The 10,781-nt window shown below is 62.6% G+C and carries 11 protein-coding genes; 5 read left to right on the top strand and 6 right to left on the bottom strand.

From position 1 onward, the window contains the following. Position 1: 1 nt before the first annotated feature. Entirely contained in the window at positions 2-1,525 is a 1,524-nt protein-coding gene (locus tag HBO11_RS14030; protein WP_169954015.1) for a PLP-dependent aminotransferase family protein, read from the bottom strand. 87 nt (positions 1,526-1,612) lie between these two features. On the opposite strand from HBO11_RS14030, the gene HBO11_RS14025 reads away from it, so the two are divergent. The 3 genes from HBO11_RS14025 to HBO11_RS14015 are packed head-to-tail and all read left to right on the top strand — an operon-like array spanning position 1,613 to position 3,373. After that, positions 1,613-2,248 carry an FMN-binding negative transcriptional regulator gene (locus tag HBO11_RS14025; RefSeq protein ID WP_169954016.1) on the top strand — a complete coding sequence of 212 codons (636 nt, stop codon included), beginning with the start codon at positions 1,613-1,615 and terminating at the stop codon, positions 2,246-2,248. Beyond that, on the top strand, positions 2,245-2,691 hold the full coding sequence (locus tag HBO11_RS14020) for a GNAT family N-acetyltransferase (RefSeq protein WP_169954017.1): 447 nt from the start codon (positions 2,245-2,247) through the stop codon (positions 2,689-2,691). Before HBO11_RS14025 ends, HBO11_RS14020 begins: the two co-directional genes overlap by 4 nt. A gap of 10 nt (positions 2,692-2,701) precedes the next feature. Then, on the top strand, positions 2,702-3,373 hold the full coding sequence (locus tag HBO11_RS14015; RefSeq protein WP_169954018.1) for a GNAT family protein: 672 nt from the start codon (positions 2,702-2,704) through the stop codon (positions 3,371-3,373). Positions 3,374-3,376: 3 nt separating this feature from the next. Here the strand turns inward: HBO11_RS14015 and HBO11_RS14010 are convergent, their stop codons facing one another. Then, on the bottom strand, positions 3,377-3,646 hold the full coding sequence (locus HBO11_RS14010) for a transcriptional regulator (RefSeq protein WP_346266875.1): 270 nt from the start codon (positions 3,644-3,646) through the stop codon (positions 3,377-3,379). Between the two features lie 125 nt (positions 3,647-3,771). Between HBO11_RS14010 and HBO11_RS14005 the strand changes: the two genes are divergently transcribed. Further along, on the top strand, positions 3,772-5,028 hold the full coding sequence (locus tag HBO11_RS14005; protein ID WP_169954020.1) for an autotransporter outer membrane beta-barrel domain-containing protein: 1,257 nt from the start codon (positions 3,772-3,774) through the stop codon (positions 5,026-5,028). A gap of 76 nt (positions 5,029-5,104) precedes the next feature. Here the strand turns inward: HBO11_RS14005 and oadA are convergent, their stop codons facing one another. Both oadA and HBO11_RS13995 read right to left on the bottom strand, forming a co-directional pair. Then, positions 5,105-6,913, bottom strand: a complete 1,809-nt coding sequence (oadA, locus tag HBO11_RS14000; protein WP_169954021.1) for a sodium-extruding oxaloacetate decarboxylase subunit alpha — start codon at positions 6,911-6,913, stop codon at positions 5,105-5,107. A gap of 11 nt (positions 6,914-6,924) precedes the next feature. Then, entirely contained in the window at positions 6,925-8,340 is a 1,416-nt protein-coding gene (locus HBO11_RS13995) for an acetyl-CoA carboxylase biotin carboxylase subunit (RefSeq protein ID WP_029290035.1), read from the bottom strand. 194 nt (positions 8,341-8,534) lie between these two features. On the opposite strand from HBO11_RS13995, the gene HBO11_RS13990 reads away from it, so the two are divergent. Next, positions 8,535-9,509 carry a LysR family transcriptional regulator gene (locus tag HBO11_RS13990; protein WP_169954022.1) on the top strand — a complete coding sequence of 325 codons (975 nt, stop codon included), beginning with the start codon at positions 8,535-8,537 and terminating at the stop codon, positions 9,507-9,509. Here the strand turns inward: HBO11_RS13990 and HBO11_RS28695 are convergent. Then, positions 9,439-9,636: a hypothetical protein gene (locus HBO11_RS28695; protein WP_262376960.1), complete on the bottom strand. Its 198-nt coding sequence runs from the start codon at positions 9,634-9,636 to the stop codon at positions 9,439-9,441. The genes HBO11_RS13990 and HBO11_RS28695 overlap by 71 nt on opposite strands. Before the next feature lie 224 nt (positions 9,637-9,860). Further along, the gene (gene hexR / locus HBO11_RS13985) at positions 9,861-10,727 is read right to left on the bottom strand and encodes a transcriptional regulator HexR (RefSeq protein WP_029290040.1); all 867 of its coding nucleotides are present in this window, start codon (positions 10,725-10,727) and stop codon (positions 9,861-9,863) included. Between the last annotated feature and the right edge of the window lie 54 nt (positions 10,728-10,781).

Below are 10,781 nucleotides of genomic sequence, written 5' to 3'. Positions count from 1 at the left end.
CTCAACCGGCCTGCCAGGCCCGGCGCAACCGGGCCAGCGCCTGGGCAATAGCCTCTTCGGGCACGGCGGCAAACCCCAGCACCAGGCCGGCACGCAGCTCCGGTGCCGGCCCGGTATCGGGCAGCCAGTAGCTGCTCAGGGCGTTGATCTCCACATCCGCGGCCAAGGCCTGGGCCACCAGTTGCGCTTCACGGGCCAAGCCCTGCACCCGCACGGTGAGGTGCAAGCCGGCCGCGACACTGGGCAGGCTCCCCACACCCGGCACATCGGCCGGCCAGCCGGCCAGCACGGCATTGCGCCGGCTCAGGGCGGCGCGACGCATGCGGCGGATATGCCGCTGGAAGTGCCCCGCTGCCATGAACTCAGCCATCACTGCCTGGGTGCTGACCTCAGAGTGCCGCACATCCACGGCGCGGCGTCGGGTGAAGGCACTCACCAGCGCCTGGGGCAAAACCAGATAGCCCAGGCGCAACGCCGGGAACGCCACCTTGCCGAAGGTGCCCACGTAGAGCACCCGGCCACTGCGGTCCAGGGCGGCCAGCGGGGCCAAGGGCGCGCCGCTGTAGCGGTACTCGCCGTCGTAGTCGTCCTCGATGACCCAGCCACCGGTGCGCTCGGCCCAGGCCAGCAGCTCCAGGCGCCGGGCCAGGCTCATCACCACTCCCGTCGGGTATTGGTGCGAGGGCGTGACGTAGGCCAGGCGGCAATCGCTGAGCGCGTTCAACGCGGTGCAGTCGATGCCGCCAGCGTCCACTGCCACGCCTTGGAGTTTCGCCCCGGCAATGGCGAACGCATGTCCGGCCGCCCGATAACCGGGATTTTCAATCGCCACTCCATCCCCGGGCTCCACCAGCAGCTGTGCACAAAGGCTGATCGCCTGTTGCGCGCCACTGGTGATCACTATTTGCTCAGCAGTGCACTGCATGCCTCGCGAGCTACGCAAGTAGGCGGCGATCAGCCCGCGCAGGCGCGCGTCCCCTGCCGGGTCGCCGTAGCACAACTGCTGCAGGTTCGGCTTGCGCCAAAAAGCCGCATTCAGCTTGGCCCACACGTCAAACGGGAACAGATCGAAGGCCGGCACACCCACGCGAAAAGCCCGTGGCGGGCCAGCCGGCGGCAAGGGTAAATGGTTGCTTTCCAGACGTCCCAAGGCGCCGCTGTGGATAACTGCACTGGATGAAAATCCAGGCAGGTCGGCGTGAATTGTGGATAAAGCTGGGGATAAGCCTGTTGATAACCCTGTGGACACTTTTGTGGATAGTTTTTTTTCCAATTGCGCCACATAGGTCCCGTCACCCACCCGCCCTTCGATAAAGCCTTCGGCATACAGCTGGTCGTAGGCCCGCACCACGCTATTGCGGGAAATCCCCAGGGCCGCTGCCAGGTCGCGGCTAGCCGGCAGGCGAGTGCCACTGGCCAGTCGCCCATCCAGCACGCGCTGGCGCAGCGCCTCGTACAACTGGCGTGTCAGGCCTTGGCGACGATCAAGCTCGATACCAGCAGGGTTAAACGACATGGGCGACATATTGGACCTATGAAATTGGTCTGAGATGGCTCTTACAACGGACCATTAGCCTGCCTAGGATGCACGTATTCGCCAAGGAAAATATTCATGTACACACCGTCCGCCTTTGCTCTCGACGATTTGCCCGAACAGCAGCAACTGATCCAGCACACGCGCCTGGCGCAACTGGTGACCTTTGGCGAACAAGGCCTGCAAGCCAGCCACCTGCCGCTGCTGCTCAACCCCGACGAGGGCCCCAACGGCACCCTCTATGGGCACCTGGCCAAGGCCAACCCTCAGTGGCGCGACCTACAAAATGGTAGCGAAGCGCTGGTGATCTTCGCGGGCGCCGAGGCCTACGTCAGCCCGGCGTTCTACCCGGCCAAGGCCGAACACGGCAAAGTGGTGCCAACCTGGAACTACCTGGCGGTACACGCCTACGGCAAGGCCCAGGTGTTTACCGATGCCGAGCGCTTGCTGGCGGTGGTCAGTGCGCTGACCGATCGCCATGAAGGCCGCCGCGCCCAGCCATGGAAAGTCAGCGACGCCCCGGCCAGCTACATTGACGGCATGCTCAAGGCCATCGTCGGCTTCGTCCTGCCAATCGAGCGCCTGATCGGCAAACGCAAGCTCAGCCAGAACCGCAGCGCGGCCGACATTGCCGGGGTGCGCGAAGGACTGGCCGCCAGCGTTGATATGCGTGACCAAACCCTCGCCCGATTCATTCCCAAGGACCACACATGAGCCAGATCGAAATCCGCCGGGTAGCAGCCACCGAGCACGCCGCCTGGTTACCGCTGTGGCAGGCCTACCTGCGCTTCTATAACACCGAGTTGCCTGACGCGGTCAGCGCCAGCACCTGGCAACGCCTGCTCGACCCCAGCGAACCGACCCATTCGGCCCTGGCCTGGCAGGATGGCAAGGCGGTGGGCATGGTCAACTTTATCTATCACCGCTCCAACTGGAGCATCGAAAACTCCTGTTACCTGCAAGACCTGTTCGTGGAGCCCGGCCAACGCGGCACCGGGGTTGGTCGCCAACTGATCGAGTTCGTCTACACCACCGCCAAGGCCGAGGGGTGCGCCAAGGTCCACTGGTTGACCCATGAGAGCAACGCCACGGCGATCCAGTTGTATGAACGCATTGCCGAACGTCCCGGCTTTATCCAATTTCGCAAAGGCCTTTAAGGAGTACCCCATGTCGACCTCACTTGCAGATTGGAAAGGCGTCCCCGCGCCCACCGCCCAATTGATCGAAGGGCGCTTTATCCGCCTGGAAAAACTCGACCCGGCCCGCCACGCCGATGGCTTGTGGCAAGCCCTCCAGGGCCCCGGTGCCGACCCCAAGCTGTGGGACTATTTGCCCTACGGCCCGTTTCCCGAGCGCGCCGCGTTCGACGCGTGGTTGAACAACCACGCGGCCAACAGCGACCCATACTTTTTCAGCGTGATCGACCGCGCCAGGGGCGACGTGCAGGGCATCCTCAGCCTGATGTCGATCGTCCCGGCCCAGGGCCGCATCGAAATCGGCCACGTCACCTTCGGCGCACCGATGCAGCGCTCGCCCAAAAGCACCGAGGCCGTGTACCTGCTGGCGCGGCACTCGTTCGAGCTGGGCTACCGCCGCCTGGAATGGAAGTGCAACAACGGCAACGCCCGCTCCAAATACGCCGCCGAGCGGCTGGGATTCAGTTTTGAAGGGGTGTTCCGCCAGCATATGGTGGTCAAGGGGCAGAACCGCGATACCGCGTGGTATTCGATCCTCGATGGGGAATGGCCGAAGGTAGGCGCGGGGTTTGAGGCGTGGCTATCCGAGACTAACCAGACAGCGGATGGGCAGGCGAAAAGCCTGGCGCAATGCCGGGGCTGACGGTCAGTTCAGCGACCGCCGGACCTTGACCACGCCCATCTGCAAACCGAACGGCCGGAACACCGCGTTCAACGACTTGAGCGTCTGATTGCCCTCGCCATGCTCGATATGCACCAGGGTGCGCAGGGAAATCTTGCACATCCTGGCGCATTGGCTCTGGTGCACTCCGGTGGCGTCCACGCCCAGCCGACGCACGGCTTCGCCGATCTGCAGGGTGCCTTCGGCCAGGCCCTGCTCTGCGCTCTGGATCAACAAAGCGCGTGTCCAGGCCACAACCCGCACGTATGTATTCGCCCCGGACTAAAGACATCTCCCTCCCACCTAAAACGCTGCTCCTGACAGTTATCCCTCCGCCGCCTCGCTAAATTCCCCGCCTCACATATCAGAGGTCGGACCCTATGCACTGCACATCCAAGCGACTCGCCCTTGCCATCACTTTCATGCTGAGTGCCTTGAGCATTCAATTGGCCGCCGCACGCGGGGATATGGGGCCACCGCCCAGCGAGCCGGACCCGGCCAGCCCTTTTTATTTCATTGACTACGCCACCACCGGCAATGGCCGGGGCGTCGCCCAGGTGCTGGACCGTGCAGTGGATGCCTTGCTGGAGTCAGGCAACCTGAGCGTGCGCGAGCAGTATCTGATTGCAGATGACGCCCGCTATATGGGCAACCTGGCCCCCGGAAGAATCGGCGCGGTGCTTGAGCAACTGGCCGGCAGCCAGAACGCCAACCTGGGCAACGCCACCCAAAGCAGCCTCAAGCCACTGCAAAGCAGTTTGCTGTCGGCCATGGGCGAGATGAACGGCGACGCCAACAGCCGCGTCTGGCTGCAAGGCCTGGGCAACGCCGGCAGCCTGGACGGCCAGCACGGCGGTGGTGATTTACAGCAGCGTAACCAGGGCCTGGTGCTGGGCGCCGATTGGGCCGTGGACCCCGCTTGGCGCGTGGGTGTAATGGGGGCCAAGACGACCAGTGACCTGAGCGCCAAACGCTTCAAGGCCGCGCTCGACAGCTGGCACCTGGGGGCATACGCGGTGCGCCAGGACGGGCCGTTGGCGTTGCGCCTGGGGGCAATCCACAGCAACCACGCCGGGCTGAACAAGCGCAGTGTCGATTTTGATTTCATCGACCATCAAGAGCAGCTCAAGGGCAAGTATTCTGCGCAAAGCCAGACGCTTTTCAGCGAGCTGGGCTATCGCGTGGACCACGGCAGTTTCACCGTCGAACCGTTCGCGGGCGTCGGTTATCAGCGTTACCAACGCGAGCGCTTCAAGGAAAAAGGCGGCCTCAGCGCCCTCAATGTCGGCGAGCAGACCCAGGCGAACCTCAACAGCATCTTCGGCCTGCGCATGACCAGCCTCTATACCCTGGACAACCAGATGACCCTCAAACCCCACGCCAGCGCCAGCTGGAAACACCTGTACGGCGACGTCGACAGCCGCGTGCGCCAATCGTCGGCATGGGTGAACAAGGACGAGTTCAACAGCACCTTCACCATCGAAGGCACGTCCCTGGACCGCGACAGTATGGCGCTGCAAGCCGGGCTGGGCCTGGGCATCTCCAGCAGCCAAAGCGTCGGCCTGACCTACACCGGCGATTTTGGCGCCCGCAGCAACAGCCAGGCCGTCATGGGCCAATGGACCCTGAGCTTCTGATTGGCGCTTTATTACAGGCAAAAAAAGGGGGCAACATGCCCCCCGAGGATTAAGCGGTAGTGTCGAAGGCTGGATATCAGCCTTCGATTTCGATCAGGATTTCGCCCGGGTTGACCCGGTCGCCCTTGGCTACGTGAACGGCGGTGACTTTGCCGGCGATGGCCGCCTGCACCTCGGTCTCCATCTTCATCGCTTCGGTGATCAGCACGGCCTGGCCGGCCTTGACCACGTCGCCTTCCTTGACCAGAACATCGACGATATTGCCCGGCATCGCCGTGCTCACATGGCCCGGCGCGCTGGCCTGCTTGCGCTTGCTGGTGCCGCCGCCGACAAACTCGTTGAGCGGTTCGAACACCACTTCTTCCGGCATCCCGTCGATGGACAGGTAGAAGTGGCGCTTGCCTTCGGCCTTGACGCCAACACCGGTGATATCCACGCGGTAGCTTTCGCCGTGTACGTCGATGACGAACTCGGTCGGCACACCTTCACCGCCAGCACGGGCTACACCACCGGCTTCAGGGATCGGCAGCAGCACTTCAGGGGACAAGGTGCCGGCATCGCGCTCTTCCAGGAACTTGCGCCCGATATCGGGGAACATGGCGTAGGTCAGCACGTCTTCTTCGGACTTGGCCAATGCGCCGATCTCGCCGCGCAGCTTGGTCATTTCCGGCTTGAGCAGGTCGGCTGGGCGCACGTCGATCACGTCTTCGCTGCCGATGGCCTGGCGCCGCAGTTTCTCGTTCACGGTGCCCGGCGCCTTGCCGTAGCCGCCTTGCAGGTACAGCTTCACTTCATTGGTGATGGTTTTGTAGCGCTCGCCAGCGAGCACGTTGAAGAACGCCTGGGTGCCGACAATCTGCGAGGTTGGCGTGACCAGCGGCGGGAAGCCGAGGTCTTCGCGCACCCGTGGGATTTCCGCCAGCACTTCGCTCATGCGGTTGAGGGCGCCCTGCTCTTTCAACTGGTTGGCCAGGTTGGAAATCATCCCGCCCGGCACCTGGTTGACTTGCACGCGGGTGTCGACGGCGGTGAATTCGCTTTCGAACTGGTGGTATTTCTTACGCACGGCGTAGAAGTACAGGCCGATTTCCTGCAGCAGTTCCAGGTCCAGGCCGGTGTCGAATTCGCTGCCTTTGAGGGCGGCGACCATCGACTCGGTGCCCGGGTGGCTGGTGCCCCAGGCGAAGCTGGAGATGGCGGTGTCGATATGGTCGGCACCGTTTTCGATGGCCTTGAGTTGGCACATCGCGGCCAGGCCAGCGGTGTCATGGGAGTGGATAAAGATCGGCAGGCTCTGCTCGGCCTTCAGCGCCTTGACCAGTTCACCGGTGGCGTACGGGGTCAGCAGGCCGGCCATGTCCTTGATCGCGATGGAATCGCAACCCATGGACTCCAACTGCTTGGCCTGGGCCACGAACGCCTCGATGGTGTGCACCGGGCTGGTGGTGTAGGCGATGGTGCCCTGGGCGTGCTTGCCCGCCGCTTTCACCGCTTCGATGGCCACCCGCAGGTTACGCACGTCGTTCATCGCGTCGAAGGTGCGGAACACGTCGATACCATTCACCGCGGCCTTGGCGACGAAGGCCTTGACCACATCGTCGCTGTAGTGGCGGTAGCCCAGCAGGTTCTGCCCACGCAACAGCATTTGCAGGCGCGTGTTAGGCAACGCCGCGCGCAGTTTGCGCAGGCGCTCCCATGGGTCTTCCTTCAAGAAGCGCACGCAAGCGTCAAAGGTCGCGCCGCCCCAGACTTCCAGGGACCAGTAGCCGACTTTGTCGAGCTTGTCGCAGATCGGCAGCATGTCGTCGGTGCGCATGCGGGTGGCCAGCAACGATTGGTGGGCGTCGCGCAGGATGGTGTCGGTTACGAAGATTTTCTTAGACATTGGAATGTTCCTCACAGGCCTGCGTGGGCGGCGATGGCGGCGGCGATGGCCAGGGCCAGCTCTTCGGGTTTGCGCTTGATCGAGTAGTTGGTCAGCTCAGGGTGGCTTTCCACAAAACTGGTGTTGAACTGGCCGCTGCGAAATTCCGGGTTGCGCAGGATTTCCTGGTAGTAGGCGGCGGTGGTCTTCACGCCTTGCAGGCGCATGTCGTCCAGGGCACGCAGGCCGCGGTCCATGGCTTCTTCCCAGGTCAACGCCCACACCACCAGCTTCAGGCACATGGAGTCGTAGAACGGCGGGATGGTGTAGCCGGTGTAGATCGCCGTGTCGGTACGCACGCCAGGGCCGCCGGGGGCGTAGTAACGGGTGATCTTGCCGAAGCTTGGGAGGAAGTTGTTCTTCGGGTCTTCGGCGTTGATACGAAACTGCAACGCAAAGCCACGGTGCTGGATATCTTCCTGTTTTACCGACAGCGGCAGGCCGGAAGCGATGCGGATCTGCTCGCGGACGATATCAATGCCGGTGATTTCTTCGGTGATGGTGTGCTCCACCTGCACCCGAGTGTTCATCTCCATGAAGTACACCTCGCCCTCGGCGAGCAGGAACTCCACGGTGCCGGCGTTCTCGTAGCCCACAGCCTTGGCCGCACGCACCGACAGGTCGCCGATATAGGCGCGCTGCTCGGGGGTCAGCTGGGGGCTGGGGGCGATTTCGATGAGCTTCTGGTTACGGCGCTGGATCGAACAATCGCGCTCGAACAGATGCACCACGTTGCCAAAGCTGTCACCGAGGATCTGCGCCTCGATGTGCTTGGGATTGACGATGCATTTTTCCAGGAACACTTCCGCCGAACCAAAGGCCTTGGTGGCCTCGGAGATCACGCGGGGGAAGGCTTGTTCGAGTTCTTCACGGCTGTTGCAGCGACGAATGCCGCGCCCGCCACCACCGGAGGTGGCCTTGAGCATCACCGGGTAGCCGATGCGGTCGCCTTCGGTCAGCGCCTCGGCGATGTCGGCGACGTTGCCTTCGGTGCCCGGCGTCACCGGCACGCCGGCCTTGATCATGCTGCGACGCGCTTCGGTCTTGTCGCCCATGCGGCGAATCACTTCGGCCGATGGACCAATGAACTTGATGCCGCGTTCGGCGCAGATATCCGCCAGTTCGGCGTTTTCCGACAGGAAGCCGTAGCCTGGGTGCAATGCATCACAGCCGGTTTCCACCGCCAGGTTCACCAGCTTGCGCGGGTTCAGGTATCCGGCCAGGGGCTCGGCACCAATGCTGTGGGCCTCGTCGGCGCGCTTGACGTGCAAGGCATGCCGGTCTGCGTCGGAATAGACCGCCACCGAACGGATACCCATTTCGGCACAGGCCCGCACGATGCGGACGGCAATCTCACCACGGTTGGCGATCAGGATCTTTGTTATCACTTGGAAATTCCCTTGAGCCGATTGCTGCGTTCATCGACCTGCTAGACCAGGTCGGCGCGTGACCAAATGTTTCAAGCCAGTCGCGAGACACACACTATGCGCACTTAGGGATTAACAAAAATCAATAATTATTGGGTTGTGTATAAGTAAAGACTTATAGTTGGCCGTACAAACCCAGCGAGCCGTCTTGAATTATGCGTAAGTCATTGATGCGTATGACATTACGCCAGTTGCAAATCTTCAATGAAGTCTGCGACTTGCGTTCCTACAGCCGCGCTGCCGAGGAAATGTCCCTCACGCAACCCGCCGTCAGCCTACAAATTCGCCAGCTTGAAGAGCTGATCGGCCAGCCGCTATTCGACTACGTCGGCAAAAAGCTCTACATGACCGAAGCCGCCGAAGCCCTGCAACGGGCCAGCCGGGACATTTTCGGGCGCCTGGAAAACCTCGATATGCAGCTCTCGGACATGCAAGGCTCGCTGCAGGGGCAATTGAAGCTGGCCGTGGAATCCAGCGCCAAATACTTCGTGCCGCACTTGTTCGCTGCCTTCAAGCGCCAGCACCCGGAGGTGCAGTTGCACCTGACGGTGGTCAACCGCGCCCAGGTGATCCGCCGGCTATCGGACAACCGTGACGACCTGGTGATCATGTCCATGGTGCCCCAGGACATGGGCCTGGAATTCCTGCCGTTTCTCAATAACCCGATTGTGGCGGTGGCCCCGCCGGACCATCCGCTGAGCCTGCAAGGGCCGCTGCGCCTGCAGGACCTGGAGCCTTACACCTTGTTGCTGCGCGAGCCGGGCTCAGGGACACGGCTGGCCTGCGAGGAATACTTCAAGGAAAAGCGCGTGCACTTCACCCAGACGGTGGAAGTGGCCTCGGCCGAGGCGCAGCGCGAGTGCGTGGTGGCGGGGTTGGGCGTGGCACTGCTGACGCGCCACGCCCTGAACCTGGAGCTGGCCACCGGTGGGCTCAAGGAGCTGCCGGTGGAAGAGCTGCCGCTGTACCGCAGTTGGTGCCTGGTGCAGGCCAAGGCCAAGCGCCTGTCACCGGTGGCCCATGCGTTCCTGGGCTTTATCCGCAGCGAACGGGTGCAGATCAGCGCGCTGGCTGAACGTTTCGCTGGGCAGCCGCGGGTGCCTGCCAATGCAACTCCGGGTAGTCACTGATGCTTTGCAGCAGTTGGCGTTGTTCACAGCGATCTTCAATTGCACGTCGGAACGCCATGCGGCGCTGGTCTTCCTGCTGACGACGGGTCTTGACGGTGCTGGTGCTGTCTTCGTAGTGCCGGGCCATTTCGAGTCTCCCAATGCGAGTACGGGGAGTCCAGGATGGGCACGGGGGATGACGGTTTGGCGGCGCGAGGGTTACAGGACGATGAATCTTGCGAATGCAACACCGGCCAAAACTGTAGGAGCCGGCTTGCCGGCGATGGCGGTGCCTCGGGCGATAAGTGTGGGGCTGGCAGACCGCTATCGCAGGCAAGCCAGCTCCTACAGTTGATCGAGTGCGACCTTGGGTCAGTCGTCGAGGGCTTTGACCGATTTGGGCGAGAGACGCAGGCTGCGCAAGCTGCGCTTGACGCTCTTGAGGTGGTTGACCAGGCTCGGGCCACGCGCCATCGCCACGCCCATCGCCAGCACGTCGATCACCACCAGGTGGGCGATGCGCGAGGTCAGCGGCGTATAGATCTCGGTGTCTTCATGCACATCGATCGCCAGGTTGACCGTGGACAGCTCCGCCAATGGCGTCTGGCTCGGGCACAAGGTGATCAGCGACGCGCCGCTTTCACGCACCAGGTTGGCGGTGATCAACAAGTCCTTGGAACGGCCCGACTGGGAAATACAGATCGCCACGTCGGTGGGCTTCAACGTCACCGCTGACATCGCCTGCATGTGCGGGTCGCTGTAGGCCGCCGCCGTCAGCAGCAGGCGGAAAAATTTGTGCTGGGCATCCGCCGCCACCGCGCCGGAGGCACCAAAGCCATAGAACTCCACGCGCTGGGCCTGGGACATAGCGGTCACGGCTTTTTGCAGTTCGATCGGGTCGAGCTTTTCCCGCACTTCCATCAGGGTGTGCAGGGTGGTATCGAAAATTTTCAGGCTGTAGTCGGCGACGGAGTCGTCTTCGTGGATCGCAAACTGCCCGAAGCTGGCGCCGGCCGCCAGGCTCTGGGCCAGTTTCAACTTCAAGTCCTGGAACCCCGAGCAACCGATGGCGCGGCAGAAGCGCACGATGGTCGGCTCGCTGATCCCCACGCTGTGGGCCAGGTCAGCCATGGAACTGTGCATCACGGCCGCAGGGTCAAGCAGCACGTGATCGGCAACCTTGAGTTCCGATTTGCGTAACAGGTGGCGCGACTGGGCGATATGTTGCAACAGGTTCAAAGGGCAGGACTCTTGTTATTGGCAGGCGCCAGGGATGTAGCAAGCTTGTAGTTA

Origin of the sequence: Pseudomonas sp. WS 5010 (genome assembly GCF_012985565.1) — a bacterium.
GTDB lineage: Bacteria > Pseudomonadota > Gammaproteobacteria > Pseudomonadales > Pseudomonadaceae > Aquipseudomonas.
This window is presented reverse-complemented; position numbering and strand designations above follow the sequence as displayed.

Bases quoted from the DNA above. Each gene is read 5' to 3' on its own strand.
- HBO11_RS14030 (WP_169954015.1), bottom strand. From the start codon at position 1,525: ATGTCGCCCATGTCGTTTAACCCTGCTGGTATCGAGCTTGATCGTCGC.
- HBO11_RS14025 (WP_169954016.1), top strand. From the start codon at position 1,613: ATGTACACACCGTCCGCCTTTGCTCTCGACGATTTGCCCGAACAGCAG.
- HBO11_RS14020 (WP_169954017.1), top strand. From the start codon at position 2,245: ATGAGCCAGATCGAAATCCGCCGGGTAGCAGCCACCGAGCACGCCGCC.
- HBO11_RS14015 (WP_169954018.1), top strand. From the start codon at position 2,702: ATGTCGACCTCACTTGCAGATTGGAAAGGCGTCCCCGCGCCCACCGCC.
- HBO11_RS14005 (WP_169954020.1), top strand. From the start codon at position 3,772: ATGCACTGCACATCCAAGCGACTCGCCCTTGCCATCACTTTCATGCTG.
- oadA (WP_169954021.1), bottom strand. From the start codon at position 6,913: ATGTCTAAGAAAATCTTCGTAACCGACACCATCCTGCGCGACGCCCAC.
- HBO11_RS13990 (WP_169954022.1), top strand. From the start codon at position 8,535: ATGCGTAAGTCATTGATGCGTATGACATTACGCCAGTTGCAAATCTTC.
- HBO11_RS28695 (WP_262376960.1), bottom strand. From the start codon at position 9,636: ATGGCCCGGCACTACGAAGACAGCACCAGCACCGTCAAGACCCGTCGT.